This is a genomic window from Thermomonas sp. (assembly GCF_025993755.1).
Lineage (GTDB): Bacteria > Pseudomonadota > Gammaproteobacteria > Xanthomonadales > Xanthomonadaceae > Thermomonas.
Genome location: NZ_JAMQHN010000107.1, coordinates 1 through 26,192 on the forward strand (window position 1 = coordinate 1; position 26,192 = coordinate 26,192).

Annotated in this window: 24 protein-coding genes; 11 read left to right on the forward strand and 13 right to left on the reverse strand. The window is 67.4% G+C overall.

The features are described from left to right. Nucleotides 1-90: 90 nt before the first annotated feature. The 4 genes from Q0X16_RS06955 to Q0X16_RS06970 are packed head-to-tail and all read left to right on the forward strand — an operon-like array spanning nucleotide 91 to nucleotide 3,490. Nucleotides 91-387 carry a DUF4190 domain-containing protein gene (locus Q0X16_RS06955; protein WP_297832455.1) on the forward strand — a complete coding sequence of 99 codons (297 nt, stop codon included), beginning with the start codon at nucleotides 91-93 and terminating at the stop codon, nucleotides 385-387. A gap of 4 nt (nucleotides 388-391) precedes the next feature. After that, a complete protein-coding gene (locus tag Q0X16_RS06960) occupies nucleotides 392-1,447 on the forward strand; it encodes a quinone-dependent dihydroorotate dehydrogenase (protein ID WP_297832458.1) in 1,056 nt (351 codons plus the stop codon). Next, complete coding sequence (gene murB, locus Q0X16_RS06965; protein ID WP_297832461.1) at nucleotides 1,444-2,496, forward strand: UDP-N-acetylmuramate dehydrogenase; 1,053 nt, start codon at nucleotides 1,444-1,446, stop codon at nucleotides 2,494-2,496. Before Q0X16_RS06960 ends, murB begins: the two co-directional genes overlap by 4 nt. 28 nt (nucleotides 2,497-2,524) lie before the next feature. Further along, the gene (locus Q0X16_RS06970; protein ID WP_297832464.1) at nucleotides 2,525-3,490 is read left to right on the forward strand and encodes a DMT family transporter; all 966 of its coding nucleotides are present in this window, start codon (nucleotides 2,525-2,527) and stop codon (nucleotides 3,488-3,490) included. A 22-nt stretch (nucleotides 3,491-3,512) separates the two neighbouring features. Here the strand turns inward: Q0X16_RS06970 and Q0X16_RS06975 are convergent, their stop codons facing one another. Further along, complete coding sequence (locus Q0X16_RS06975) at nucleotides 3,513-6,236, reverse strand: serine/threonine-protein kinase (RefSeq protein ID WP_297832467.1); 2,724 nt, start codon at nucleotides 6,234-6,236, stop codon at nucleotides 3,513-3,515. 137 nt (nucleotides 6,237-6,373) lie between these two features. Between Q0X16_RS06975 and Q0X16_RS06980 the strand changes: the two genes are divergently transcribed. Continuing rightward, the gene (locus tag Q0X16_RS06980) at nucleotides 6,374-7,273 is read left to right on the forward strand and encodes a GGDEF domain-containing protein (RefSeq protein WP_297832470.1); all 900 of its coding nucleotides are present in this window, start codon (nucleotides 6,374-6,376) and stop codon (nucleotides 7,271-7,273) included. A 28-nt stretch (nucleotides 7,274-7,301) separates the two neighbouring features. Here Q0X16_RS06980 and Q0X16_RS06985 read toward each other — a convergent pair whose 3' ends face one another. Then, nucleotides 7,302-9,278, reverse strand: coding sequence for an HD domain-containing phosphohydrolase (locus Q0X16_RS06985; protein WP_297832475.1), 1,977 nt, complete (start codon nucleotides 9,276-9,278; stop codon nucleotides 7,302-7,304). Nucleotides 9,279-9,381: 103 nt separating this feature from the next. On the opposite strand from Q0X16_RS06985, the gene Q0X16_RS06990 reads away from it, so the two are divergent. After that, nucleotides 9,382-10,326 carry a DUF3293 domain-containing protein gene (locus Q0X16_RS06990; protein WP_297832478.1) on the forward strand — a complete coding sequence of 315 codons (945 nt, stop codon included), beginning with the start codon at nucleotides 9,382-9,384 and terminating at the stop codon, nucleotides 10,324-10,326. A gap of 63 nt (nucleotides 10,327-10,389) precedes the next feature. Here the strand turns inward: Q0X16_RS06990 and hisIE are convergent, their stop codons facing one another. From hisIE to Q0X16_RS07045, 11 genes are all read right to left on the reverse strand, one after another. Then, complete coding sequence (gene hisIE / locus Q0X16_RS06995; protein ID WP_297832480.1) at nucleotides 10,390-11,007, reverse strand: bifunctional phosphoribosyl-AMP cyclohydrolase/phosphoribosyl-ATP diphosphatase HisIE; 618 nt, start codon at nucleotides 11,005-11,007, stop codon at nucleotides 10,390-10,392. An 8-nt stretch (nucleotides 11,008-11,015) separates the two neighbouring features. Beyond that, nucleotides 11,016-11,786: an imidazole glycerol phosphate synthase subunit HisF gene (hisF, locus tag Q0X16_RS07000; protein ID WP_297832483.1), complete on the reverse strand. Its 771-nt coding sequence runs from the start codon at nucleotides 11,784-11,786 to the stop codon at nucleotides 11,016-11,018. Then, nucleotides 11,780-12,514: a 1-(5-phosphoribosyl)-5-[(5-phosphoribosylamino)methylideneamino]imidazole-4-carboxamide isomerase gene (gene hisA, locus Q0X16_RS07005; RefSeq protein WP_297832486.1), complete on the reverse strand. Its 735-nt coding sequence runs from the start codon at nucleotides 12,512-12,514 to the stop codon at nucleotides 11,780-11,782. Before hisA ends, hisF begins: the two co-directional genes overlap by 7 nt. Next, nucleotides 12,511-13,110, reverse strand: coding sequence for an imidazole glycerol phosphate synthase subunit HisH (gene hisH / locus Q0X16_RS07010; RefSeq protein ID WP_297832489.1), 600 nt, complete (start codon nucleotides 13,108-13,110; stop codon nucleotides 12,511-12,513). The genes hisA and hisH overlap by 4 nt, the downstream gene beginning before the upstream one ends. Beyond that, the gene (gene hisB / locus Q0X16_RS07015; protein ID WP_297832492.1) at nucleotides 13,107-14,186 is read right to left on the reverse strand and encodes a bifunctional histidinol-phosphatase/imidazoleglycerol-phosphate dehydratase HisB; all 1,080 of its coding nucleotides are present in this window, start codon (nucleotides 14,184-14,186) and stop codon (nucleotides 13,107-13,109) included. The genes hisH and hisB overlap by 4 nt, the downstream gene beginning before the upstream one ends. Continuing rightward, a complete protein-coding gene (gene hisC / locus Q0X16_RS07020) occupies nucleotides 14,183-15,274 on the reverse strand; it encodes a histidinol-phosphate transaminase (RefSeq protein ID WP_297832496.1) in 1,092 nt (363 codons plus the stop codon). The genes hisB and hisC overlap by 4 nt, the downstream gene beginning before the upstream one ends. Beyond that, nucleotides 15,271-16,569, reverse strand: coding sequence for a histidinol dehydrogenase (gene hisD / locus Q0X16_RS07025; RefSeq protein WP_297832500.1), 1,299 nt, complete (start codon nucleotides 16,567-16,569; stop codon nucleotides 15,271-15,273). The genes hisC and hisD overlap by 4 nt, the downstream gene beginning before the upstream one ends. Then, on the reverse strand, nucleotides 16,566-17,480 hold the full coding sequence (gene hisG, locus Q0X16_RS07030; protein ID WP_297832503.1) for an ATP phosphoribosyltransferase: 915 nt from the start codon (nucleotides 17,478-17,480) through the stop codon (nucleotides 16,566-16,568). The genes hisD and hisG overlap by 4 nt, the downstream gene beginning before the upstream one ends. A gap of 9 nt (nucleotides 17,481-17,489) precedes the next feature. Next, entirely contained in the window at nucleotides 17,490-17,813 is a 324-nt protein-coding gene (locus tag Q0X16_RS07035; RefSeq protein ID WP_297832508.1) for a YerC/YecD family TrpR-related protein, read from the reverse strand. A gap of 166 nt (nucleotides 17,814-17,979) precedes the next feature. Beyond that, on the reverse strand, nucleotides 17,980-18,666 hold the full coding sequence (gene pnuC / locus Q0X16_RS07040; protein WP_297832510.1) for a nicotinamide riboside transporter PnuC: 687 nt from the start codon (nucleotides 18,664-18,666) through the stop codon (nucleotides 17,980-17,982). Beyond that, the gene (locus Q0X16_RS07045) at nucleotides 18,663-19,637 is read right to left on the reverse strand and encodes an AAA family ATPase (RefSeq protein WP_297832512.1); all 975 of its coding nucleotides are present in this window, start codon (nucleotides 19,635-19,637) and stop codon (nucleotides 18,663-18,665) included. Before Q0X16_RS07045 ends, pnuC begins: the two co-directional genes overlap by 4 nt. 114 nt (nucleotides 19,638-19,751) lie before the next feature. Between Q0X16_RS07045 and Q0X16_RS07050 the strand changes: the two genes are divergently transcribed. From Q0X16_RS07050 to Q0X16_RS07070, 5 genes are read left to right on the forward strand one after another with little or no spacing between them, the layout of a single operon-like run. After that, the gene (locus Q0X16_RS07050; RefSeq protein WP_297832515.1) at nucleotides 19,752-21,332 is read left to right on the forward strand and encodes an AAA family ATPase; all 1,581 of its coding nucleotides are present in this window, start codon (nucleotides 19,752-19,754) and stop codon (nucleotides 21,330-21,332) included. Beyond that, a complete protein-coding gene (locus Q0X16_RS07055) occupies nucleotides 21,332-22,294 on the forward strand; it encodes a hypothetical protein (RefSeq protein ID WP_297832518.1) in 963 nt (320 codons plus the stop codon). The genes Q0X16_RS07050 and Q0X16_RS07055 overlap by 1 nt, the downstream gene beginning before the upstream one ends. Continuing rightward, the gene (locus Q0X16_RS07060) at nucleotides 22,294-24,156 is read left to right on the forward strand and encodes a hypothetical protein (RefSeq protein ID WP_297832521.1); all 1,863 of its coding nucleotides are present in this window, start codon (nucleotides 22,294-22,296) and stop codon (nucleotides 24,154-24,156) included. The genes Q0X16_RS07055 and Q0X16_RS07060 overlap by 1 nt, the downstream gene beginning before the upstream one ends. Next, a complete protein-coding gene (locus Q0X16_RS07065; RefSeq protein ID WP_297832524.1) occupies nucleotides 24,143-24,748 on the forward strand; it encodes a hypothetical protein in 606 nt (201 codons plus the stop codon). The genes Q0X16_RS07060 and Q0X16_RS07065 overlap by 14 nt, the downstream gene beginning before the upstream one ends. Further along, nucleotides 24,748-26,079 carry a hypothetical protein gene (locus tag Q0X16_RS07070; protein WP_297832527.1) on the forward strand — a complete coding sequence of 444 codons (1,332 nt, stop codon included), beginning with the start codon at nucleotides 24,748-24,750 and terminating at the stop codon, nucleotides 26,077-26,079. The genes Q0X16_RS07065 and Q0X16_RS07070 overlap by 1 nt, the downstream gene beginning before the upstream one ends. Nucleotides 26,080-26,192 lie beyond the last annotated feature (113 nt).

The window sequence follows — 26,192 nt, forward strand, 5'->3', positions numbered from 1 at the left end:
AATGCCACTGGCACAGGGAATCAGGTTCGACGTCTGATCCCAAGCCCAAGCCCAAGCCCGAGCCCCGCGTCCCGACCGTCAAGGATCCTCATGAACACGCCGATTCGAAGCAACAGCACGCTCGCCTTGATCAGCCTGATCTTCGGAATCCTCGGCTGGACCCTGCTGCCGTTCGCCGGCAGCCTGGTCGCCATCGTCACCGGCCACATGGCGCGCGCGGAAATCCGGCGCTCGCCGGAGACGCTGGACGGCGACGGGCTGGCGGTGGCCGGTTTGGTCATGGGCTACGTGGTCATCGCCCTGTCGATCATCGGCATCCTCATCGCGATCCTGTTCTTCGGCGGACTTGCGGCACTGCTGGCTTTCATCGCGACCGCCGGGCACTGAAGGCTTGTACGCGCTCAGTCGCCCCTTCCTGTTCTTTCTCGAGCCGGAGCTCGCGCACCGGCTCGGGCTGGCCGGACTGCAGGCTGCGCACCGCTGCGGCCTGTCTCCGTTGCTGTCGACACCGCCCAAGCCGCTGCCGACCAAGGCCTTCGGCCTGACCTTCCCGAATCCGGTCGGGCTGGCCGCCGGGCTCGACAAGGATGGCGCCCACATCGACGCGCTGATGGCGCTGGGCTTCGGTTTCATCGAAATCGGCACGGTGACGCCCAAGCCGCAATCCGGCAACCCACGCCCGCGCATGTTCCGGCTCGAACGCGAGCGCGCGATCATCAACCGGATGGGTTTCAACAGCGGCGGCGTGGAAACGCTGGTGCGCAACGTCGAACGCGCCAAACGCCGCGGCGACGCCCTGCTCGGCATCAACATCGGCCGCAACAAGGGCACGCCAAACAAGGAAGCCGCAGGCGACTACGTGCACTGCCTGCGCCACGTCTATCCGCTGGCCGATTACGTCGCGGTCAACATTTCCTCACCGAACACCGCCGGCCTGCGCGAACTGCAGGAAGAGCAGGCGTTGCGGCAACTGGTCGGCATCCTGCGGGACGAACAAGAGCGACTTGCAGGCATCCACGGCAAGCGCGTACCGGTGCTGGTCAAGATCGCGCCCGATTTGAGCGAAACCGACATCGACGCTGCCGCTCGCGTACTCGGCGACCTGAAGGTCGATGGCGTGATCGCCACCAACACTACAGTGTCCCGCGAAGGCGTCGAGGCTTCACGCCACGTCGATGAGGCGGGTGGGCTGTCCGGTGCGCCGCTGTTGTCGCTGGCGACCGCCACGCTGCGGATGTTGCGCACGCGCCTGCCAGACGAGATCCCGATGATCGGCGTCGGCGGCATCATGCACGGCGCCGACGCGGCCACCAAGCAGGCAGCCGGTGCCGTGCTGGTGCAGACCTACACCGGCCTCGTCTATCGAGGGCCGGCCCTGATCGGCGAATGCGTGGATGCGCTGCGCCGCCGCAAGGAAGCCCGCAGCGGAGCCCTGCCGCTGGAATGAATACCAGCGTCGACGGGTATCGCATCATCGAAAATGCGCGGCTGGACGCGCGCAACAGCTTCGGCGTGGCCGCGCGCGCGCCGATGCTGGTGGAAGTCACGCGCGCCGAAGCACTTCCGGAACTGTTCGCGCACGCGATGCCTCGCGGCGCGAGGCCGCTGATCCTTGGCGGCGGAAGCAACATCCTGTTTGCCGCCGATCCTGAAGGCATCGTACTGGCCTTGGCGACCCAGTCCATCCGGCGCATCGGGGAAATTGGCGAGGACACCCTGGTGCGCGCCGAAGCCGGCGCGGCCTGGCACGATTTCGTGCTGTGGACGCTGGGACACTGCCTGAGCGGACTGGAGAACCTCGCCCTGATCCCCGGCACCGTCGGTGCGGCGCCCATCCAGAACATCGGCGCCTACGGCGTCGAAGTCCGCGAGCACATCCACGCCGTGGAAGCGTTCGACCGAAGCACCGGCGCGTTCACGCGACTCGCGCCCGACGCCTGCGCCTTCGCCTATCGCGATTCGTTGTTCAAGCAGGAACCGGATCGCTTCGTGGTGACGGCGGTCGAATTCAGTTTGGCGCGGGCGTTCACGCCGCGGCTGCACTATGCCGGCCTGAAGGAAGAACTTGCCGCCATGGGCATCACCGACGCGCCACGCGCTCCGCAGGTGGCCGAAGCGGTGATGCGGATCCGCCGCCGCAAGCTGCCCGATCCGGCCGTGCTCGGCAATGCCGGCAGTTTCTTCAAGAATCCGATCGTTCCGGCCTCGACCGCACAGGCGCTGTCGCTCGACCACCCCGACCTGCCCACCTATCCTTCCGGCGATCCGACCACGTCCAAGCTTTCGGCCGCATGGCTGATCGATCGCAGCGGCTGGAAAGGTCGCCGGGAAGGCGATGCCGGCATCGCGCCCAGCCACGCGCTGGTGCTGGTCAACCACGGAACGGCCACCGGCGCGCAGCTGCTGGAGGTGGCGCACCGGGTCGCCGCCGATGTGGAGGCGCGCTTCGGCATTGCGCTGCAGCCGGAGCCGAGGATCGTGGGAGCCCGTTGGTGAAGCACTCACCTGCCTGCATCTCCATCCGATGAACGCCTCGCCGCCTTCCCCGGCCATCGCGCCGCGCGGCACGCAAGCACGCGCGGCCCTGCTGATGCTGGCCAGTGCGTTCGGGTTCGGCCTGATGGCGCTCTTCATCCGGCTGGCTTCCGCCAGCGCGCCGACCTGGGAAATCGCCTTCTTCCGCGTCCTCTTCGGTTTCCTGATCCTGTTCGCCCTGCTGTTCCTGCCGATGTCCAGCCAGCCGCGGCCGTGGCAAGCCTTCCTGGCCAGCGTGCACACCCGCCAGCTGCCGCGCTACGTGGTGCGCTGCGCGATCGGCGTGGCGGCGATGTTCTGCGGGTTCTGGGCCATCGCGCACCTGCCGTTGGCGCAAGCCATCTCGCTGAATTATTCCTCGCCGATCTTCGTCACCGTCGCGGCGATCCTGATGCTGGGCGAACGCGTGCGCGCACGTCGCTGGGCTGCGGTGATCGGCGGCTTCATCGGCGTGATGGTGATCGTCCGTCCAGGTTCCGACGCGTTCAGCGCCGGCTCCCTGGTGGCGGTGGCCTCAGCCATGCTCAGCGCGCTGGTGGCCATCCAGATCAAGCAGCTTTCGGCGATCGACAAGGCCGACACCATCGTGTTCTGGACCTACGCGCTGTGGGTACCGATGACCCTGGTTCCCGCACTGTGGGCTTGGCGAATGCCGCATGGCATCGTCTGGCTGTGGCTGCTGCTGGCCGGGATCATGGGCACCGCCGGTCAGCTGCTGTGGACGCGCGCGCTCAAGCTCGGCGACGTTTCCGCGTTGACGCCGATCAGCTTCACCCAGCTGCCGGTCGTCGCCTTCGCCGGCTGGCTGTTCTTCGATGAAGCCATCGACATGCCCACCATCGTCGGGGCTGGAATCATCCTGGCCTCGGCCTTCTACATCGCCCACCGCGAAGCCGTCCTGGCGCGCCGTGCGGCCTCCAAGGCGCTGTGCAAATCCAACCCTCCGGTGGTGTGACAAACCCGCCTACTGCGGGTGCTCAGTGCCGGTCCCGGGCCTGCGCTTCGTCGCGTTCGGTCCGGATGATGTTCTCGCGCATGGCGACCTGCCGTTCGTCCAGCGTGGCCGGATCGGCCTGCAGCAGCGGCGTCACGTAGCGCGCACGCAGGGCATCGGCCTGCGCCGTCTGTCCTTGCTTGCGCAGCAGGCCCTCGGCCTGCCACGCCGCATCCACGGTCTTTTCATTGCGCGGGCCATAGGCCGCTTCGCGCAGGCGCAGCAACTCGCGCCACGAGGCCACCGCCACATCGATCTTCCCAAGGCTCTCCGCAGCCTGCGCATGGATGTCCCAGCCAACCTGCAGTTGGCGGTCGCGTTCCCCGAGAACCTCGCGGGCCACCGGCAGCACCCGGTTCAGGCGCGCCAGCGCGTCGGCATCCTGCCCTGCCTGATGCAAGGTGGCGGCGTTGTTGATTTCGATGAACAGCGTGTCCGGATGGCGCGGCCCGAGCAAGCGGAGTCGCGCATCTAGCACTTGCTGCTGGAGCTTGAGCGCCTCTTCATACTGGCCGGTGCGGGCCAGGAACGACGACAGGTTGAGGCGGGTTCGCAAGGAGCGCGGATCGTCCGGACCCAGCAGGCGCACCTGTGTCGCCAGCACTTCCCGCGAAATCGGAATCGCTTCCTTCGGCTTGCCGCTGTCGTTGAGCATGTTTGCCAGGTTGCCGCGATCCGCCAGGGTCAATGGATGCTCGGCACCGAGACGACGGGTCTGGGTCGCGACCAGTTCGCGCTGCAGGGCCACCGCGCCTTCGGCATCGCCGGTCATGATCCGCATGACCGCCAGATTGTGCTTGGAAGCCAGCGTGTCGGCCGCTTCCGGCCCCAGCGCCTGCACTCGCATCGGCACCAGTGCCTCCATCAGTCGACGCCCGGCATCCGGATCTCCCATCCGCCCCAGAAGGATGGCCAGCCGGTCGGTCGCCTCCATCGTTGCCGGATCGCGCTCACCGCGAAGGCGGATGGCGTCCGCACGGACGGCTTCCAGCATCGTTCGCGCCATCGCACGATTGCCCAGCGCCGCAGTGACATCGGCCTGATCCACACGAAGACGGATTCGCAGCGGATCGTCGGAAGGCAACGGCGCCAGCGCGGCCATGGCGCGCTCCACCACGCCTTGCGCGCCCTTTGCGTCGGCTGCGTCCAGCAAGGCGCGCGCCCACTCGTCCTGCGCCTTCAGGGTTTCCGGCGCCGACGCGCCAAGCGTTCTTCCTCGCCAGGCGGCCACTTCGGCAAACGCTCGCGCCGCCTGTTCCGGAAGTCCCAGGCCGAGCCGCACGCGCGCCACCGATTCGCGCAGGTCCGCCGCGATCGCGGGATCGTTGGAAAAATCACGGGCGATGGCGCGATCGGCGTTGTCGAGGATGTTCCGATCGATCACCCCACGCGCAAGGTCCGAGGTGCTGGCATGCGTCAGGGCGGCATCCAGCGCGGCTACGGACTCCGGGGATTGTTTGACGACCTGTGCGCGCAGGTCGCTGGCCACGCCCAGGCCCATCGCTTCGATGTCGATGTTTTCCAGCATAGCCTGCTGGAAGGCCGCCACTTTCTCCAATTGGGCGCTGCGCTGCATCGCAATCGTACGCTGTGCGCGCGCCTGCAGCAGGCCATAGACCGACAGCGCCAACCCGCCGATCAATGCGAGCAGCACCAGGGTTGCCGCCATGATGCCGGTACGATGGCGCGCCGCGAATTTTCGCAGCGCATAGCCGCGGCCGGGTGGCACCGCCTCCAGAGGTTGATTGTCGAGGAACCGCTTCAGGTCTTCGGACAGCGCCGCCGCCGTCGGATAGCGCTCCGAACGCTCATGGCGCAGCGCCTTGGCGACGACGTAGTCCAATTCGCTGCGCAACAGTTTGCGCATGTGCGGCAGGCTCTGCCCACGCGCCTGCGCAACGCGCGCCGCGTCGCCAGGCGACAGCGTGGACATCTGTTCGGAAGGCAGGCGCAGCGTACGTTCGCTGCGGTTTCTTGTCTCGCCGGACGCCAGCGGACGCTGCCCGGTAAGGAGTTCATTGAGCACCACGCCAAGCGCAAAGACGTCGCTGCGGGCATCGACCAGCGAGGGATCGTCGCCGGCCTGCTCCGGACTCATGTAGTCGGGCGTTCCGGCGACTTCGCGCCCTCCGGAATCCGCGCTCACGGTGGCGATTCCGAAGTCGATGATCTTGGGCAGCGGCCGGCCATCGACGCTGTCAACCAACAGATTGCCCGGCTTCAGGTCGCGGTGGATCACGCCTTTCTGGTGGGCATGCTGGACACCCTCGCAGACGCGGATGAACAGCTTGATCCGGTCGGCCAGCGGCAGTCGGTGAGAGTCGCAGTACTCGGTGATCGGAGTGCCCGCAATGAACTCCATCGCGAAATAGGGATGGCCATCTGGCGTGGTGCCGGCATCGTGGATCTGGGCAATGGCCGGATGCCGCATGCGCGCCAGCAGCTGCCGCTCGACTTCGAAATAAGCGACATGACGCGCATCCAGCCGACGCGTGCGCACCAGCTTAAGCGCCACCTCGCGCTGCACCGGTTCGAGTTGCTCGGCGCGATAGACATCGCCCATGCCACCGTGCCCGACCTGCTGGAGAATGCGGTAGTTCCCGATCCTCGTCCCCTCGGGCAGGACTTCGCCATCGCCGGTTGCGACCGGGCCGCGGGTGGCGATCAGCTCGGTGCGCTCCGGGTCGTCCTGCCTGTCCTCACCCATGCCCATTCCCAAGTTCCAACCAGCCATGCAGCCTGCATCCGTAGGCAGGCATTTTTCTTGCCCTGCAGAGATCCAGTCGCCGCAGACGGGCCGCGTCATCGCGGCTACACTGGAACTGTTGCCCCTGATCCATGCCCATGACCTGCGACAAACAACTTGAGGATACTACGCAGCGCACCCAGTTCAGCCCGGGGCCGGATCGCCCTGCGCCACGTTCGGCCTGCCTCGTGGTGATCCACGGCGAAGGACTTGGCAAGCGCATCGACATCCATGACCACCCCCTGCTGGTTGGGCGGGTGCAGGATGCCGATCTGCAGATCGGCCACAAAAGCGTATCGCGCCAGCACTGCCGCATTTGGCGCGACGGTCTGCGCTACCGCATCGAGGATCTGGGCGCCACCAACCCGACCCGCGTCAACGACAAGCGACTGGATCGCGTGACGACGTTGGAAGACGGCGATCGCATCACGGTGGGCGACAGCATCCTCAAATTCATTTCCCAGGACAGCGTCGAGGCCAGCTACCACGAGGAGATCTATCAGCTGGCCGTTCACGACCCGCTGACCGAACTCTACAACCGCCGTCATTTCTGCGAAGTGACCGACAAGGAACTTGCCCGCGCCACCCGCCACGACCGCCCGCTGGCTCTGTGCATCATCGACGTCGATCTGTTCAAGCCGGTCAACGACCGCTACGGACACATCGCCGGCGACGAAGTCCTGCGCGGGATCGGATTGGCACTGCGCGACCATGCGCGCGGCGACGAAGTGGCGGCGCGAATCGGCGGCGAGGAATTCGCCCTGCTGCTGCCGGAAACCTCCTGCGATGACGCTGAACACAGCGCCGAGCGCCTGCGCGCCCGGATCGAATCAATGACGTTTCCCCTGGGCGGGGAACCGCAGAAGATCACGATCAGCATCGGAATCGCCAGTTTTTCGCCCGATCGCGCGACCCGTGGTCTGTTGATGGCCGCGGCCGATGCCGCTCTTTATCGCGCCAAGCGCGAAGGCCGCAACCGGGTCTGCGTCGAGCGCTGAGCGCAAGCAAACACTGCGCCAGGCCAGCTCACGCAACGCTGGCCCGGATGGAAGCCTCGACGTCCACCGCATCGATCTGCTCGGGCCGCAGATAGCGTTCCGCATAGTCGCGATAGACGCCGGTGCGCAGGAACAGCGCGAACAGGTCGGGGTCGATGTGCCGATCCTTGCACATCCTGGCCATGATCGCGATCGATTCGGACAGGGTCTTGGCGGGCTTGTAGGGGCGGTCGGCTGCGGTCAGCGCCTCGTAGATGTCGGCGATCGCCATCATCCGCGCTTCCAGGCTCAGCTGGGAGGCATCGAGCCGGCATGGATAGCCGGTGCCGTCCATCTTTTCGTGGTGGCCGCCGGCAATCCGGGGAACCTGCCGCAAGTGACGCGGCAGCGGCAGTTCGTCCAGCATCTTGATCGTCTGCACGATGTGCTGGTTGATCTTGTAGCGATCCTCGGCGGTCAGGGTGCCGCGGTTGATCGTCAGGTTGTGCAACTCGCCGCGGTCGTAGAGCAGTTCGGGAACATCCATCGCGAAGCCCCATCGATTGCCCTCCTCGATCCGCTCCGACTCGGGGCGCGGAATCCGGTGCTCGGTGCGGTCGGACAGCAGCGGCTCCTCGACCGGCAGCGTGGGCGCAGGCTGGGGCAGTCGTTCGAGTTCCTCACGCGACAGGCCAAGCCGATCGTCCAGCGTGCGCAGCCAGCGGCGCCCGCCGATCTCGCGCAGGCGGGCCTGCTGCTCCGGCGGCAGGAATTCGCCGCCGACGTTGCAGCGCGCGACGAAGGCAAATTCCCCATCGAGCTCGGCCAGCTGCCGATCGCGCGCTTCGCGCAGCGCCGCCTCGTCGGCGCCGCCCGCCAATCCTTGCCAATAGGCGATCTGCGCATCGCGCTTGAGCAACTCGAAGCGCATCCGCACCTCGTGGATGCGGTTGTAGACGGTCTCCAGCTTGGTGGCCTTGTCGACGATGTATTCGGGCGTCGTCACCTTGCCGCAGTCGTGCAGCCACGCGGCGATGTGCAGTTGCTCCCAATCGTCATCGCTCAACTGGAATTCCGCATACGGGCCACGATCCTGCGCGCAGGCCGCGCGCGCCAGCATGAAGGTCAGTTCCGGAACACGCGCGCAGTGGCCGCCGGTGTACGGACTTTTCTCGTCGATCGCGCCGGCGATCATGCGAATGGTGGCCTGGATCAGGTCCTTCTGTTCCTTGATCAGTTCCTGGGTTTCCAGCGCGCTGGCGGCGCTGGCGGTCAGGGCCTCGATGAAACGCGCGCTGGCCTCGTCGATTTCGTCGTCCTTGAACAGCAGCAGCATGCCCAGCAATTGATCGTGACGATCGCGCAGCGGCAGCGCCAGCATCGCCGGGATTGCCAGCGCCGCATCCAGACCCAGCGCCGACAGTTCTTCGACGGTGAGGTGGCCGCTGACCGGATGGGTTGCCGTGCGCGCCGCCTCCATCAGCCCGGGAAGCGCATCGGGCGACAGCGGCGGCAGGTCGGGTGCCGGCTTGGCCTTGCCGCCCTCCACGTCCAATGCGTTCACCCGCAACGCCCCGGTGGCATCGGCCAGATAGAGCACGCCACCGCGCGCCTCGGCAATATCGACCAGCTTGTCCAGCAGCCAGGGCCGCAGGATTTCGAAATCGGTTTCGGTCACCAGCCGCCGGTTGATGCGCAGGAACCGGCGTACCGCATCGCGCATCAGGTCGAAGGCCGCACCCAGCGCGTCGATCTCGCGCACCGAAGACTGGACGACCGGATGATCGGTGAAATCGAATCGGCGCACCGCTTCGGATTCGTTTGCAAGCCGGGCCAGCGGCGCGGCGATGCGCCGGGAGATCAGCAGCGCGACGAGCGCGGCAAACGCGACCAGAATCAGGAATTCCCCTTCACCGGGGATCGCGTCGCCAAACCAGCGCAGCGTTTCGCCGGTGACGAACACCAGCACGACCGACAGCAAGGTGATATGCAGGTAGAGCGGGAAACTGAGTTGCCTGCGCGTCATGGGTTGCCCCCGAATCCAGTCCTTGCCGCGAGTGTAGCCTGCCCGGCTTCCTGCGTCGGGTTGCCTGCCGCGCAGGCACACCGCGCTTTGCCACAATGCGGGAATGATCCCGTTGACCGGTCGGCAAGAGTCCACCTCCATCGCCCTGCACGGCGACGCGCTGCTGCTTTCCGTGGCCAATGGCCGAGACTGGCCTGCCGCTGAAACGCTGAAGCTCGATGGCCTGCTCCTGCAGCGCAAGACCGAATTGCACGTCACCCTGCTCGGGCGCGCACTCGCCGCTGCCGTGCGCACAAGGCTGAGCGCGGAGCAGATCCGCAGCCTCGCATCACAGTTCGACTGGAGCCTTCGGCGCACCGGCAACGGCAGCGTGCTGCGCAAGACGAAACTCGAACATGGCCCAGCCCTGCCCTGCGCCAGCGTGGTCGAATGGGTCGAACTTCCGGCGTTTTCCCGGTTCCGACAGGCGCTTGCGGAAGCGGCCGGGCTATCGATCCCGGAAACGCTGCCGCACGTCACCCTCTACACGGCAGGAGATCCCGCCGGCATCGGGGTGCCCGATCTGGATGCCCTGGCCGCCATGCGTCAATTCGACCTGCGTTTGCCGCTGGACGCCGCGCCGCCACCGCCGGCATTGCCGTCGCACCTGCGCACAGCCTATGAAGCCGCCGACTACCGCATTCCGCAGCTGTCCACCCGGCTTCGCATCGGCCAGCCCAATCGGGCGCTGGACGCGGAACTGGCGCGCCGTGGCGCCCACCGCGCCATCGTCGTCACCGCCTGCAATCCGTACAGCGCGGTGCTCATCCCTTCCGCCAACGCCCTGCGCCAGCAGTGGCTGCTGCATGCGCTGGAACGCGCCGGCATCGCCATCCTGCCGGCCGAAAATCGCGACCCCAGCGGCCATTGGCCCTGCGAACCCAGCCTGCTCGCCTTCGACACGACCGCAGCGTTCGACGACTTCCTGCTGCGCCGCTTCGAACAGCACGCCCTGATCGCGATGGAATCCGGCCAACCAGCGCGCCTGCGGCTGCATCCAGACCATTGAACATCCTGAGCGTGGCGGCCCCGCGATAGCCACGGGGAAACAGAGTCGGGGCGCTGCAGGCAATCAGGAAGCCGATGCGACACGGCGCCCAGCCAATACGTCAATCACGGCATCCAGCGACAGATCGCGCGCGCGCAGCAGCACCAGCAGGTGATACAGCAGGTCGGCCGCTTCGCCGAGCACCGCCGTATCGTCCTGCGCCACCGCCGCCAGCGCGGTTTCCACGCCCTCCTCGCCCACTTTCTGGGCAATGCGGCGGGTGCCGGATTCGAACAGTTTGGTGGTGTAGCTGCCTTCGGGGCGTTCGCGTTCGCGCTGTGCGATCAGTGCATCGAGTTCCGCAAGCCCATCGCCGGGGGCATCGGGAAAGCAACTGGCACGTTTGAGGTGACAGGTCAGTCCGCGTGGATACGCTTGCACCAGCAAAGTGTCGGCGTCGCAGTCAGCTTCGATGCCGACCAGATCCAGCACGTCACCCGAACTTTCGCCCTTCATCCACAATCTCTGCTTGCTGCGGCTGTAGAACGTGACCTTGCCGCTTGCCAGTGTGGCTGCGAGCGCCTCGCGGTTCATGTAGCCCAGCATCAGGACGCGCCGCGTGGTCGCGTCCTGCACGATGGCGGGCAACAGGCCGCCCTGCTTTTCCCAGGCCAGCGCGTCGATGTCGATGGTCATGGTCATGGTCATGCTCACAGCCGTACCTCGATACCCTGCCCGTGCAGGAACTGTTTGAGCACGGGGAGTTCCACCGCGCCGGAATGGAACACGCTGGCGGCGAGCGCGGCATCCACGTCGGCCTCGCGAAAGACCTCGGCGAAATGCGCCATCGCGCCCGCGCCGCCCGAAGCCACCAGCGGCACGTCGCAGACTGCGCGCACCGCGCGCAGTTGCTCGAGATCAAAGCCACCGCGCACGCCGTCGCTGCCCATGCAGTTGAGCACGATCTCGCCCGCGCCCAGCGCCTGCGCCTCGCACACCCAGTCCAGCGTGCGTTTTCCGGGAGCGCGCATCGCATCGGGCGCACCGGTATGCGTGCGCACGCGCCACTGTCCGTCCGCCTCGCGCAAGGAGTCGATGCCGACCACCACGCACTGCACGCCGAACGCTTCGGCAAGTTCGGCAATCAGCGCAGGGCGTTCCAGCGCCGGCGTGTTGATCGACACCTTGTCCGCGCCCGCGCGCAGCACCGTGCGCGCGTCCTCCACGCTGCGGATGCCGCCGGCCACGCAGAACGGGATGTCGATGACGCGTGCGATGCGCTCCACCCAATCGCGCGCCACGCTGCGCCCCTGCGGGCTGGCTGCGATGTCGTAGAACACCAGTTCATCGGCGCCGGCAGCGCGATAGCGCATGGCAAGTTCGACGATCTCGCCCATGTCCACGTGGTCGCGGAAGCGCACGCCCTTGACCACGCGGCCATCGCGCACGTCGAGGCAGGGAATGAGGCGGCGGCTCAGCATGCCAGCGCCTCGCGCAGGTCGATGCGGTCTTCCAGCAGCGCCTTGCCCAGCACCGCGCCTGCGCAACCCGCTTCGCGCACGGCGGCGATGTCGGCGATATTGCGCACGCCACCGCTGGACTGCAACGCCAGCGCCGGCGCAATCGCGCGCAGATGGCGATAGAGCGCGATATTGGGACCAGCCAGCATGCCGTCGCGGGCGATGTCGGTACACAGCAGATGGCGCAGTCCGGCAGCGGCATAGCGCACGGCCAGATCATCCAGCGTTTCCGCTGCGGTGTCCGTCCAGCCATGCACCGGCAGACGCCATGCGCCATCTTCGGCCTGTCGTGTATCCAGCGCCACGGTGATGCGTTCGTCGCCGAATTCGTCCAGCCAGGCCAGCACCGCTTCCGGCTCACTCACCGCACGCGAGCCGATCACCACGCGCGATGCGCCGGCATCAAGGAGGGCAGCCACATCGTCCCGACTGCGCACGCCGCCGCCGGTCTGCGCCTGCAATCCGGTTTGCGCCACGATGCCGCGCAGCAGCGGTCGCAGCGTGTAGCCACCCGCACGGGCGGCGTCCAGATCGACCAGATGCAGCCACGTCGCGCCGGCCTCCGCATGGCGCCGCGCGAAGGCCAGCGGATCGTCGCCATAGCGGGTTTCATCGGCATAGTCGCCCTGACGCAGGCGCACGACTTTTCCGCCGCGCACGTCGATGGCGGGATAGAGGGTGAAGCTCATGGCGTCCACGCAAGGAAATGGGCGAACAGGCGCGCACCGACGGCGGCGGAGCGCTCGGGATGGAACTGCATACCGGCCACAACGCCACGCTGCACCATCGCGGCGAAGCGTTCGCCGTGCGTACAGGCGGCAATGCAATCCGCGGTGACGGGCGCAGCATAACCATGCACGAAATACGCCTGTTCCGCCTCGGCAAGACCGGCCAGCAGCGGCGAAGCCACCATCGGCTCCAACGTGTTCCAGCCCATGTGCGGCACGCGCAATCCCGCACCGCCGCGCAGTTTTTGCACGTGGCCCGCCAACAGGCCGAGGCAGGCCACGTTGCCCTCCTCGGACGATTCGAACAGCAGCTGCATGCCGAGGCAGATGCCGAGCAGCGGTACTCGTATAGTGCGCAGCGCGTCGATGAAACCGCGTTCGCGCAGCAGCGCCATCGCCGGGGCCGCCGCGCCCACGCCGGGCAGGACGATCCGCTGCGCATCGCGCAGGCCGTCGGCGTCGCGCACCATCTGTGGCGTTGCGCCCAGCCGTTCCAGTGCGTGGCAGACCGAGCCGAAGTTGGCCCCTCCGGCGTCGATGACGACAACGCGGGTCACAGCAGGCCCTTGGTCGATGGCAGCTCCGCACCCTCGCGCCGGATCGCCTGCCGCAGCGAACGCGCCAACGCCTTGAAGCAGGCTTCGATCTGGTGATGATCGTTCTCGCCCTGCACTTTCAGGTTGAGATTCAGGCCGGACGCATCGCAGAGCGAACGGAAGAAATGCGGCACCAGTTCGGTGGGCAGGTCGCCGACGCACTCGCGCTTGAACGCGCCTTCGAACACGCAATACGGCCGCCCGCTGAAATCCAGCGCCGCCTGCGCCAGGCATTCGTCCATCGGCAGGGTGAAGCCGTAGCGGGCGATCCCGCGCTTGTCGCCCAGAGCCTCGCGCAGTGCCTGCCCCAGCGCAAGGCCGGTATCCTCAACCGTGTGGTGTTCGTCGATGTGCAGATCGCCATCGGCACGGATCGCCAGCGCGAACCCGCCGTGCTTGCCGATCTGTTCAAGCATGTGATCGAAGAACGCAAGGCCCGTGGATACCTGCGGCTCAGCCACGCGATCCAGGTCGATTTCGACACGGATGCGGGTTTCCTTCGTATCGCGCTGAACCACGGCGCGACGCGGCGCATCAGCCAGTTCATGGGCGATGCCCGCCCAATCCCACTCGCCACCGAATTGCGCGGTGGCGAGCTGGAACCCGCGGATTTTCATGTTGTTGGCGAATTCGATGTCGGTGGGCCGGTCGCCCACCATCGCGCTACGCGCCCAGTCGATGCCGCGATCCTGAAGATAGCCCAGCATCATGCCGATGCCGGGTTTGCGGGTCGGCTTGTTCTCGTGCGGGAAGCTGTCGTCGATCAACACCTCGCGGAAGCGGATGCCCTGGCTCTCGAAGACCTGCAGCATCAGGTCGTGCGGCCCCTGGAAGCGCTCGCGCGGACAGGCGTCGGTGCCCAGCCCGTCCTGATTGCTGACGATGACGAAGTCGTAGCCGGCGTCGCGCAATCTCAGCAAGGCGGGAATCACGCCACGCACGAAGCGCAGCTTGTCGTAGGCGTCGATCTGGAAATCGTCCGGCTCCTCGATCAGGGTGCCGTCGCGATCCACGAACAGCATTGGCGTGCCGCTCATGCCGCTGCCTCCATGGCGGGAACGGCCAGTGCAGCCAGCACCCGGCGACATTCTTCCGGCGCGCCGATGCTGATGCGCAGCGCATCGCCAAGCTGCGGCATCGCGCGCATGTCGCGCACCACCACGCCTGCCGACAGCAGCGCGGAAAAAGCTACATCGGCATCATCGAAACGCACCAGCAGGAAATTGCCGGCGGATGGATAAACGCGACGAACACCCGGCAATACGCACAAGCCTTCGGCCAGCCGATCGCGCCATTCCAGCGCCTGCACGATGCGCGCCAACGTGGCGGACAGCGCCTGCGGTTCCAGCGCGGCAAGCGTCGCATCAACAACCGGCTGCGGCACCGGATACGGCGCCTGACAGCGGCGCAGCGCTACGATCAGTTCTGGCGCGGCCAACACGCAGCCGACGCGCGCCGCCGCCAGCGCATGCGCCTTGGACAGTGTGCGCAGCACGGCGATGTTGTCGTGATCCGCCAACAACGTCGTTGCCGATGGCGCGTCGGCATATTCGAGGTAAGCCTCATCGACAACCACGATGCAACGCCCGCGCAGGCGGCGCGCCAGTGTCTCGATCCCGGGAAGCGGCAGCCATTCGCCGGAGGGATTGCCGGGCGAACACAGGAACAGCAGCGATGCGCCGTTCTCCAACGCGGCATCGCCCATCGCATGCAGATCGGCGCGCAGGCCCGCATCGCCATCGCACAGCGGCACTTCGACGATGCCTGCACCGTGCAGCCGCGCGCAGACTGCATACATGCCGAACACCGGCGGCGCAATCACGATGCGGCCCTGCCCCGGCGCACAGAACGCACGCACCAGCAGGTCGATGCCTTCGTCGCTGCCGCGCCCCACCAGCAGCTGCGCCGGCGCAACGCCGTAAAGCGCCGCCAATCGCGCGCATAGCGCTTCAGGTTGCGGCTGCGGGTAGCGCCGAAGGCGGCCGTCGGCATCGCCGGGATTGGCCCAAGCCGACTCGTTGGCGTTGAGCCAGACCGAACCGGTCAGCGCCTCGCTGCGCGCCGACTTGTATCCCCCGAAATCGCGCAGATCCGCGCGCAGCAGCGCGTTCACTGTGGCGCTCATGCGGCCTGCTCCAGCCGCAGTTCAACCGCGTGCGCGTGCGCCTGCAGGCCTTCGGCATGCGCCAGCGTGGCGGCGCAGGGGCCGGCGTTGGCAATGCCCAACCGGGTGGCTTCCTGCACGGTGATGGCCTTCTGGAAACTGGCCACCGACAGCCCGCTCCACCCGCGCGCCGCGCCGCCGGTCGGCAGAACGTGGTTGCTGCCGCTGCAATAGTCGCCCAGTGCCTCGGGCGTCCAGTCGCCGAGGAAGACGCTGCCGGCGTTGTGGATGCGCGCAAGCCACGCGTGCGGGTCGCGCACGGACAGGATCAGGTGTTCAGGCGCATAGGCATCGCTGATCCCGATGGCCTGTGCAATGTCACGCACCAGCACCAACCGTGATGCGCGCAGTGCACGTCGCGCGATGTCGGCGCGTGGCAACCGCGCGAGTTGCTCATCGACTTCCACCGACACCGCCTCCAGCAGCATTGCGCTGTCGGTCAACAGCAGCACCTGCGAGTCCGGGCCATGCTCGGCCTGCGACAGCAGATCGGCAGCGACGAAGGCCGCGTTCGCGCCGTCATCGGCAATCACCAACACTTCGGACGGGCCGGCGGGCATGTCGATGGCGATGCCGCCCGGACGCTGCGCGGCCTGCCGCTTGGCTTCGTCCACCCAGGCATTGCCGGGACCGAACAGCTTGTCGCAGCGAGGAACGCTGGCCGTGCCCAGCGCCATTGCGGCAATCGCCTGCGCGCCGCCGAGCTTGAACACGCGCACGCCCGGCGCCTGCCGCGCCGCCAGCAGCACGGCGGGATCGGCATTGCCGTCCTTGCGCGGCGGCGTGCACAGCACCACTTCGGCGCAGCCGGCCAGCCGCGCCGGGATGCACAACATCAACGCCGTGGACGGAAGCGGCGCACTGCCCGCAGGCACATACAGGCCAACGCGCGGGATCGGCCGCTGCACGCGACGGCAACGCAGGCCCGGCGCGGTTTCCACTTCATACGGCTGCGCGATGCCGGCGCGGTGGAAGGCTTCGATCCGCATGGCGGCTTCGTTGATCGCCGCCTGTACGTCGGCCGGAACTCGCACACCCGCCGCCTCGAACTCGTCCGCACCGACTTCGAATTTAGCAAGCGTCACGCCATCGAACTTCGCCGTGAATGCGCGAAGCGCCGCGTCGTCGCGAGCGGTCACCGCATCGAATATGTCCTGCACGCCCGCGCGCAGTTCCGCAGACACCGCCTGCATCGGACGCCGCAGCACCGCGTCGCGCTCACCCTCATCCAGCGCGTTCCAGTCGATCCGCCTCATGCCAGCATCTGCTCCACCGGCAGAACCATCAGCCCGCGCGCGCCGGCACGCTTGAGGTCTTCCAGCCGCTGCCAGGTCATTGCGCCGTGGCACAGCGCCTGCAGCGCCAAGGTTTCACCACCATCGACCGCACACATCGTCGGCGGTTCGGCATCGGGCAACAGCCGCATCACGCTTTCCACCGCCGCGCGCGAGGCCTGGAACAGCAGCAATTTGCTGTCCCGGATGCGCAGCACCCCGTCCATGCGCCGCAGCATCAGGTCGACCAGTTCTGCCCGTGCATCGCCGAATGGCTGCACCGGGCCGGCCAACACCGCTTCGCTGCGCACGATATCCAGCACCGGCTTGAGCTGGTTGGCGGCGAGCGTGGCCCCGCTGGATACCAGATCGCAGATCGCGTCGGCTTGTCCCAACCGCGGCGCGATTTCCACCGAACCATTCAGCACTACGATATCGGCTTCCACCTGCTGCACGCGTAACCAGGCACGCAGCTGATTGGGATAGGTGGTCGCGATGCGCTTGCCTGCCAGTTGCGCCGGCCCCTGCCAATCCCACCCATCGGGTACGGCGATGGACAGACGGCACCCGCCGAATCCGAGCGCACGCAATTCGCGAAACACGGCTGGCTGCCCCCTTTCGGCGCGTTCGCCTGCCTGCTCCAGAAGGACATTGCGGCCGACGATGCCAAGGTCGCAGACGCCGTCAGCGATCAGGCCGGGGATGTCATCGTCGCGCACCAGCAGTAGATCCACCGGCAACGACACGCCGAAGCAGAACAGCCTGTCGCGACTCTCTTGCCAACTCAGACCGGCAGAAGCCAGCAGCGCCCGTGCCGGTTCGCTCAATCGGCCGGATTTCTGGATGGCGATGCGCAGGCGGTCGCGCTCCACCGCACTGGCGACAGTGCTCATGAGAATGTTTCACTCGACATCGGAGGAAAGGCCCAGTTTCTTCGCCGCGATCCGATACCCCCCCGCACCGCGCTCCAGACAGCGTGCGACGCGACCAATCGTGGTTACGCTGACCTTGGTTCGCTCGTGGATTTCTCGATATGGAGCGCCCTTCAACAACTGTGGCACCACCTGCCAGCGATCCCCCATCGCTTCCAGTTCGGCAGGAGTGCACAGGTCATCGAGGAAGGCGCGGACTTCTTCTGCAGCATCGAGCTTCGACAACACATGGGCCAGCGCATCGATCGCGACGACGGCGTCGTATTTCGGCAGGGGTTCAGGACGTTGTTTCATGGAGGTTCAGCGATTGGATGTTTGGGCACAGAATTATGCATTAGCGTATTATCACGTTATCACATTAGCTTTTTATACTGCAATTATCAATAGGCCCGACCAACAGGTCCTCACCCAGACACAGAACGACTTGGGCGCTTTGTCCTGCAAACGCTCTGGACATCGATCACCCAAGGTCTTCGCAACCGCCGAAGTCCGCCGCCTTCTGTCCTTCCCGCACGCGGGTCCGATGCCAGTGCCAGAATCCGTGGCTGGCAATGAGCAGGAGGCACGCGTAAAGCAGCGCCAGCAGCTGGACGCCCTTGATGTAATAGAGGCCGATGCTGACGAAGTCGATGACGATCCAGTAGATCCAGCACTCCACCTTTTTGCGGGCAAGAAGCCAGGTCGCGACGACGCTCATGACCATGGCCAACGCATCGGGCCACGGGTAGGAGGCGGGTTCGGGGAACAGGCCCGGCCACCATGGGTGGACGCGGGTCAGAAGCAGCGCAACGGCGACGGTTGCGACCAGAGTCACGACAGCCCAGGTGACGATGGCTGCGGGTGGACTGTAGCGGACGGGCAGAATGTCGCCGGTGTCCGGATCGCGGCGCTGCCAGTACCACCAACCGTAGAGGCAGGTGACGACGTAGTACACCTGCTCCAGGGCGCTGGCATACAGGCGGATCTGCCAGAACAGCAGCATGAAAAGCAGCACGCCCACGAGGTTGAGCGGCCAGCCCGGCAGGCGGCGCCGGGCGATCAGCCAGGTGGACACGAGGTAGAAAAGCGTCCCGACGAGTTCCAGCCAGCTCATCGAGTAGCCGAGCACGGTCACCGCGATGGTTTCGACGTCGAAGAACCCAGTCATGCGGCGCCTGCCTGCGGGGACAGCGTCGTGTGTTCATGCGGCGAGCGCCATTTGCGAAACCGTCCCAGCATGGCGTTCACTTTTTCCATTCGCGTTGCGAGGTCGCCGGCCAGCGGGATGAAGGGAAGACGACGCGCGCGCAGGTCGGCAACGATGCGCTTTTGCATGTGCGTGCGGCTGGCCGGGCCCGAGCGATCCCAGGTGTCCTCGAAGGGGAAATCATCCAGGCACAGAAAGATCAGGTCGTGGCGCTGTTCGGCAGCCCGCGCCAGTGCGTCCAGGCGCGGCAAGGCAAAGCCGTGGTAGTAGTGCGAGAAGATCCAGGTGGTGATCGCGTTGGTATCGGTGAAGAGCCAGCGGTTGGCGTCCAGCAGCGCCGCATCCTCCCGTTCCAGATGGCCCTCGGCCAGTTCCACCAGCTGTTCGGCGCTGAGGCGGTGGTCGCGCTGGTGCAGGGTCCAGTATTCGCGACCGTATTCGGGCATCCAGCGCGTACCGTGCTGCGCGGCCAGCGCCTGCGCAAGCGTGGTCTTGCCGGTGCCCGGCGCGCCGAGGAACACCACGTTGGCGATCAGGTCGCGGTACACCTCGGGCGCAAGAAAACCGCGCTGGCCGAAAGGATCGGCGCGGATCGCGGTGGCGGAGATCGGCACGCGGCTGCGCGCCGGGTCGAGACGGCGGTCCACGGCGCCGAGCGCGGCGGAGACATGCGCGCCGTAGAACTCGCTGCTGTAGAAATGGGTGATGCCGCGTAGGCCAAGCGTGCCGAGGAGGTAGTCCTCGTGCAGGGTGCGGATCTCTGGCGTATCGCCCATCACGGCAGGCCCGTCCCAGGCCTCGATCACCTCCACCCGGGGATAGAGCCGGCGGATCCAGCCCGCGCGGACGGGCAGCGGCACATCGGTGACCTCGGGCTCGTCGTAGATCACGACGCTCACCCGCTCGGTCTCCGTCAGCGCAGTCTCGATCATCCATTGATGGCCCCGATGGAGCGGCGCGAACTTGCCGAGGGCCAGACCGTGGGTTTGGGGCATATCGATCCGGTACGATTCCACGTGGAAACTGAGCAGCGGAGATTCTGCCTCATGTCGGGATTCAACCTCTTCCGTCGCGTCTCGCAGGCGCCCACCAACCCGCACAAGGCCGAGCCGCCTGGAGAGGTATTCGACGTCGCTAGCCTCTACGAAGGCCCGGCCGAAACGGGCGAGGCGCGCACCGAGGCCGCGCCCGCGCTCGACGAGAAGCTCCGTCAGGCCTACTTCTGGATCGTCAACAACGCGATCATCAGCCCGCACTACGACGTGGAGTTCGATGTCACGCGCGCGGCGCGCTTCCGCGTGGACGCGCACGGCAGGCTCACCCTGCCCTCCGAGCAGAGCTACTCGAGCTACGTGCTGCTGCCGCTGCTCACCTTCGCCACGCGCTCAAAATGCCTGTTCATCGGCGGCCCCGGGCGCGGCAAGACCGCAAGCGCGGTGCTGATGGGCGTACTGGCCGGCTACCCGGTGCGCGAGGTGCGCCGCGCGATGCAGCACGGACACCCGCAGATGACCGTGGCCGACCTGCTCGGCAACCCGCTGCCTGCGGATCTGGCCCAGGCGCAGCGCATGGAGGACATCCGCATCGCCTGGCGCCAGTGGCTGGGCATGCGGGTGAAGATCATCGACGAGTACAACCGCATCCCCACCCGCACCCAGAGCGCGCTGCTCACGGTGATGGGCGACAACTACGCCGAACTCCTGAATCACATCTACGAATGCCCGCCGGCCGCCTGGTATCTCACCGCGAACGACGATCAGGGTGGCGGCACTTATCAGGTGATCGAGGCGCTGCGCGACCGCATCGACGTGATCGTGCAGGCGCTCTCCTTCAACCCGCGCTTTCTGGGCGAACTGCTGTTGCGAGTGGAATCGGGCGCGCGGCCCGAGGAATTGATGCCGCCGGAGATCCTCTTCGACGAAGCGGAAATCACCGCCATGGGTCGGGCCATCCGCGCCGTCCCCCTGCCGCCCGCCCTGCGCCGGCGCATCGAGTTCTTCGCCAGCCAGTTCGAATTGATGCCGCAGGCGGGCAGCCAGTTCGAGTACCGCACCAAGGACACGGCGCGGCTCGCCGGCGCCGACTGGCAACAGCTCGTCGCCGCCGATACCGGCCGCGACCGCCTGCAGGACGTGGGCTGCCAGACCCGCAACGGGCTGTCGGTGCGCAACCTGATGACCCTCCTTGTCTTTTCCAAGGCGCTGGCCTGGTTCCGCGGCAACGGCGAGGTCACGCTGGTGGATGTGCGCCAGATCCTCCCCTTCGTGCTCAAGGACAAGCTGATCCCCGACCTCGACGCACCCTTCTTCGCCCTGCCCGAGAACGCGGCGCTGCGCACCGACCGCATCGCCTGGCTGCGGAACCTGTTCGACCTTTCCAACGCCGAGTACGACCGCCTGCAGCTGGACGCGGACGATCCCGCCAGCGCGCTTTCGGCGGAATTCGCCGCCGGGCTCGATGGCCTCGAGGAAAGCGAAGTGCGCCGGCGCCTGCAGCGCATCGAGCAACAGGTCAAGGCGCTGAGCGAGAGCGGCAAGCTCTACGGCCCGCAGTACGACGACCTGCTGCTGCTCAAGTACCTGCACCAGCGCTACACCAACTACCTGGCCTGGCTGCGGAGCCGCTGATGGCGGTGAGCGCGCCCCTGGCCGAAGGGCTGGCCGCCCGCCGCGGGGCGATCAACGCGCAGGTTGCGCAGGCGCGGCTGCGCCAGCCGCAGTTCGACACCGCGCGGCTGCGCGCCTTCCTCGAAAACGCGCTCGACCTCGCACTGGAAGCCGTGGCCCGCGAGCGCCCCGAACGGATCGCGCCCTGCACCGAAGCGCTCGTGCGCGTCGCGATCGACCTCGTGGGAAGCGGCCGCGACGCGGAACCTGAGCTGACCGCGCTCTGGCGCGAAGTCCTGCCCCGATTCGCCCACCTCATCGCCCCGCGCCCGCAGGCGGTGGCCGGCGCGCTCAGCAATGCCGTGCTCGAAATCGCCCGCTGGCCGGCGGCGCGCCCTGAGCAATGGCGCGCGCGGCTCGCGGCCGTCGCGGACAGCGTGCAGGACACCACGACACTTCGGCGCGTGGGCCAGCTTCTCGCCTGGCGAGCGGGACTCGCGCACTTCCGACGACCGGTGCTGGAGATGGCGGCCGGAATCCCGGACGATCTCGCCCGCGCAGCGCTCGATCTTCCTCCCGGCACCGACTGGGCCCGCTGGCGCGAGGCGGCGCTCGCCGACCCGTGGCTGCGCCTGCCGGGCATGGAACCCGCCGGTTTCCACAAGCTCGGCAGCTTCACGGGCTTCGGCGGCGTCTTCGCACAGCCGCCGAAGGCGCGCGTGGAGGACGGCGGCTTCCTGTTGCGAAGCGGAGCGCGGCATTTCCGGCTCCACGCCGACCGCTACGGCGCAACGCCGCTGCCGGCCGCTGCCGAAGCCTGGGAAGCGGCCGCCGAACCGACTCGCAAGTTTGCGCCTGCGAACGCGCTGCTCCAGCAATCGTCCTGGACCGCGCCGGATCCGCAGGCCATCTCGACCCAGGGCAGCGTGCTGATCCTTTCGCCCTGGACCCATGCGATCGCCGTCGGCCCGGAGCCTGCCTGATGGACGCGAACACCACCCTCCTCGAACGCTGGCGTGCGGCGTGGCCCGCAGCGCTCGCGCTCTGGAGCCCGTGGCTGCGCCTCGGCGAACCAAGCCTCTGCGGGCTCTCGGTCGAAGCCGCCAAAGAAGGCCTGAACGGCAGCTTCGCCATGATCCGCCTCGTGGACCAGCGCGTCGTGGTGGATCTGGAGCAGGTCTGCGCCTATGGCCTGGAAGACTACGCGCGCGAAGTGCTGGCGCACGAAATCGGCCACCACATACTGGCGCCAGCCAGCGTCACCGACCAGTTCCGCCTGCTGGCGCGCATCCGCGCGGGCCTGCCGACGCTGGAGGCGCACGCGCCGATGGTGGCCAACCTCTACGCCGACTTGCTCATCAACGACCGCCTCGCCCGGCAGGATGGCCTGCGCATGGCGGACATCTACCGCCGCCTGCGCGCCGTGCTGCCGCCCACCCCGCCGCCGCTGCCGGCCGCATCCGCGAAGGACCGGGCGCGCAAGGAAGAGGCGGTCGGCGAACACCTTGCCCAAGGCAGCCTCTGGCAGCTCTACATGGGCATCTACGAGGAACTCTGGCAGCTCGATCCCGGCGATCTGGGCGGAGGCACGACCGAACTCCTGCGCGCCGACGCCTGGCTCGGTGCACGGCTTGTCCGGGTGTATGCCCGCGACTGGCTACGCGCAGCGGGAAGTTTCGCCGCGCTCGTCCTGCCCTATTTGGTCGCCGAATCGAAAGAGGTGGCCCTGTTCGCGCTGTTGCAGGACACCGCCAGCGCCGCCGCCGGCAGCACGCCGAACGGTGTGCTTGAAATGGACGGCGACGAACGCGAGCCTCTGCATCCCTCGCGCGATCCGGCCATCACCGGCGAGGAAGCCAGCGATGCGAAACCCGAGCAACGGCCCGAGTCCAAGGCATCTTCCGGCGGTCAGACCCGCGAGCCGTTCGAATACGGTGAACTGCTGGCCGCGGGAGGCCTCGTTCTTCCGCCACGGGAGATGGCGATCCGCTATTACCGCGAACTGGCCCTGCCGCATCTGGTGCCGTTCCCGCGCATGCCGGCATCGGGCCGCAGCGAACTCCAATTCGAAGGCCTGGAACCCTGGCAGGTCGGAGAACCCTTCGACGACATCGACTGGATCCAGACTGTCCTGCAGTCACCGGTCGTCATCCCCGGCCTGACCACGGTACGGCGCGTCCTCGGCCCGGCACCCGACCCCGCGATCCACCCGGAACCAATTGACCTGGACCTCTACGTCGACAGCTCCGGCTCGATGCCCAACCCGCAGGTCAACCTGTCCTGGCCGGCGCTGGCCGGTGCGGTCATCGCACTCTCGGCGCTGCGCACCGGCGCGGCCGTGCAAGTGACGCTGTGGAGCGGCAAGGGGCAGGTCCTGTCGACGCCGGGCTTCATCCGCAACGAGGACGAAGTCCTGGGCGTACTGACCGGCACCCTTCGCGGCGCCACCGCCTTCCCCATCTGGAAACTGCGCGAGACCTACGCCAGGCGTGGCGCGCACGACCGCGCCGTGCACATCCTGCAGATCTCCGACGACGGCATGGATACGATGTTCGCGCGTGACGAGCACGGCAACGACGGCTGGGAAGTGACCGCGATGGCACTGGGAAAGGGCCGCGCCGGCGGCACTCTCGCGCTCAACATTCCTGCCAACTGGGAAACCGCGAAGCGGGCGGGACACGGCTTCGACTGGCTGCGCCGCGCGCGGGACGAGCAAGGCTGGGCGGTGCACACCGTGAGCGACCTGGCGCAGCTGCTCGACTTCGCCCGCGACTTCAGCCGCCGCCACTACACCGCGCAGGCCGCACCGACCGCAGCCGAGGGAGAACACCGTGCCTACGTCTGATGGCCCGCGCCCGCTCGACGCCGAGGGCCCGCCGCTGGAGCAGCTCACCCGGCGCCTGCAGGAAACGCCGGCCGAATTTCTCGATGCGCCCGCCGCCCCCGACAGCGACGGCGTTTCGACCGCCGCGCTCGTGCATGATCTCCTGCTCGGGATGGGAGTGCGCGCCGACCGGAAACTGCTGGAGGGGTTTCGCCTGAGCAGGCCGCACGGCGCCAACACGCTGCGGCTGGTACAGGTGTGCTGTTGGCTGCTGGCCGACCCGTGGTTTGCCGACTCCAAACGCGGGCCGCAGGTTCCCGAACTCCTGCACGACACGCTTCCGGAACTCGCCGGCACCGAATCGCCGGCGCGCTTCGTGGAAGACGCCGAAAGGCGCGAGGAACTGGCGCGCAGCGTGCTGGCAGCACTCGGCCTGCGCCCGGCCGGCGAGACCGAAAAACAGGCGCGCGACCGGCTGAGCCGCATCAGCGCGGTCGAGCGGCGTCGCCTTATCGCCGCCAGCCGCACGATGGAAGAACGCGCCCGCGCCATCCGCGCGGCGCTGGCCGAACAGGCGGCGCGCGAATCCGCCGACAAGTGGACCCGCGAGTGATGTCGAATCCCGAGAGCCAGCGCTACCCCACGCTGACCGATGCCGGCATGCGCATGTTGCGCCGGTTGCGCGAACACCCGGCCGCGCCGATCTACCGCAACCAGAGCGGCAACAAGCTCACCCCCGAGGACCTGGCCGCCCTCGCCGACTACGAGCGCCGCGTGCTCGACGCCCGCATCGGCTGGCCGCAGGAGGCACGGCCAGACTGGCTCGACGCCTTCGTCGAACAGACCTGGCGCGACGTCCCACACTGGCACCGGCAGGGCGAACGGCCCGCCGAATTCACCGCCATTCCCACCAGCTCGCGCGCCGACCTCGCCGCCGACATCACCGCCTTCGTGCCCGATCCGCTGCCGCTCGCGCGCATGATCGCCTTCGACACCAGCGGCACCACCGGCCACCCGCTGATCGTGCCTTCGCACCCACTGGTCGCAGGGCGCTACCTCGCCCACCACAAACGCGCACTCGCCCGCTTCGGCATCACGCCACGGGCGGGCGCAGGCGAGGTCGGCGTGATCCTGCTCGGGTTCCAGCTGCGCTGCTTCACCTACGTCTCCGTCACGCCCTCGATGGACGAATCGGGGTTGGCCAAGATCAACCTCCACCCCGACGACTGGCGGAACCCGGACGACCGCGCGCGCTACCTCGACGCGATGGCGCCCGAATTCCTGGCCGGCGACCCGATCTCGTTCGGCGAGTTGCTGCGCCTGCCGATGCGCCACCGCCCGCGCGCGCTGCTGAGCGTCTCCATGCAACTCACGGCGGGGCTGCGCGCGGAACTCGAACGCCGCTACGGCTGCCCGGTGCTCGACCTCTATTCGATGAACGAAGCCGGCCCGATCGCCGTGTTCGACCCGGAACGCGGCGGCCACGTGCTGCTGCAGGACCGGCTGTTTGTTGAAACCCTCGATACCGAAGGGCGCCCCGTGCCTGCGGGCGAGCGCGGGGAAATCACCCTGACCGGCGGCTTCAACTTCTGCCTGCCCCTGCTGCGCTACCGCACCGGCGACTGGGCGCGGCTCGACCTCGACGGCCCCGAACCGATGCTGCGCGAACTCGAAGGCCGCGCCCCGGTGCGCTTCCGCCACGCCGACGGCAGCTGGCGCAACAACGTGGACGTGAGCCACGCCTTGGCGCACCTGCCGCTCACCCGGTTCACCCTGCACCAGGCCGCGGACGGAAGCCTCCTCCTGCGCCTTCCCGAAGGCTCGCCGCACGCATCGCAAGCCGCATCCGCCCTCGCCCGGCTTCTCGGTCAACTGCCTCTCCAGACCCGCGCCATCGATCCCAGCGAAGGAAAGCTCCGGCAGTACACCAGCGCGCTGGATTGAATCCAGAGCGCCGGCAACGCATTCACTCCGGACACGCTCTGCTTCCACGGCGCCGTGATAGGCTGGAGCGATCACGCAGCCGTGCGGCCAGCTCCAACTCGATCGTCAGGAGG

Coding starts and splice junctions, on each gene's coding strand:
- Q0X16_RS06955 (WP_297832455.1), top strand. CDS start 91: ATGAACACGCCGATTCGAAGCAACAGCACGCTCGCCTTGATCAGCCTG.
- murB (WP_297832461.1), top strand. CDS start 1,444: ATGAATACCAGCGTCGACGGGTATCGCATCATCGAAAATGCGCGGCTG.
- Q0X16_RS06970 (WP_297832464.1), top strand. CDS start 2,525: ATGAACGCCTCGCCGCCTTCCCCGGCCATCGCGCCGCGCGGCACGCAA.
- Q0X16_RS06975 (WP_297832467.1), bottom strand. CDS start 6,236: ATGGGTGAGGACAGGCAGGACGACCCGGAGCGCACCGAGCTGATCGCC.
- Q0X16_RS06980 (WP_297832470.1), top strand. CDS start 6,374: ATGACCTGCGACAAACAACTTGAGGATACTACGCAGCGCACCCAGTTC.
- Q0X16_RS06985 (WP_297832475.1), bottom strand. CDS start 9,278: ATGACGCGCAGGCAACTCAGTTTCCCGCTCTACCTGCATATCACCTTG.
- Q0X16_RS06990 (WP_297832478.1), top strand. CDS start 9,382: ATGATCCCGTTGACCGGTCGGCAAGAGTCCACCTCCATCGCCCTGCAC.
- hisIE (WP_297832480.1), bottom strand. CDS start 11,007: ATGACCATGACCATCGACATCGACGCGCTGGCCTGGGAAAAGCAGGGC.
- hisF (WP_297832483.1), bottom strand. CDS start 11,786: ATGCTGAGCCGCCGCCTCATTCCCTGCCTCGACGTGCGCGATGGCCGC.
- hisA (WP_297832486.1), bottom strand. CDS start 12,514: ATGAGCTTCACCCTCTATCCCGCCATCGACGTGCGCGGCGGAAAAGTC.
- hisB (WP_297832492.1), bottom strand. CDS start 14,186: ATGAGCGGCACGCCAATGCTGTTCGTGGATCGCGACGGCACCCTGATC.
- hisC (WP_297832496.1), bottom strand. CDS start 15,274: ATGAGCGCCACAGTGAACGCGCTGCTGCGCGCGGATCTGCGCGATTTC.
- hisD (WP_297832500.1), bottom strand. CDS start 16,569: ATGAGGCGGATCGACTGGAACGCGCTGGATGAGGGTGAGCGCGACGCG.
- hisG (WP_297832503.1), bottom strand. CDS start 17,480: ATGAGCACTGTCGCCAGTGCGGTGGAGCGCGACCGCCTGCGCATCGCC.
- Q0X16_RS07035 (WP_297832508.1), bottom strand. CDS start 17,813: ATGAAACAACGTCCTGAACCCCTGCCGAAATACGACGCCGTCGTCGCG.
- pnuC (WP_297832510.1), bottom strand. CDS start 18,666: ATGACTGGGTTCTTCGACGTCGAAACCATCGCGGTGACCGTGCTCGGC.
- Q0X16_RS07045 (WP_297832512.1), bottom strand. CDS start 19,637: ATGATCGAGACTGCGCTGACGGAGACCGAGCGGGTGAGCGTCGTGATC.
- Q0X16_RS07050 (WP_297832515.1), top strand. CDS start 19,752: ATGTCGGGATTCAACCTCTTCCGTCGCGTCTCGCAGGCGCCCACCAAC.
- Q0X16_RS07055 (WP_297832518.1), top strand. CDS start 21,332: ATGGCGGTGAGCGCGCCCCTGGCCGAAGGGCTGGCCGCCCGCCGCGGG.
- Q0X16_RS07060 (WP_297832521.1), top strand. CDS start 22,294: ATGGACGCGAACACCACCCTCCTCGAACGCTGGCGTGCGGCGTGGCCC.
- Q0X16_RS07070 (WP_297832527.1), top strand. CDS start 24,748: ATGTCGAATCCCGAGAGCCAGCGCTACCCCACGCTGACCGATGCCGGC.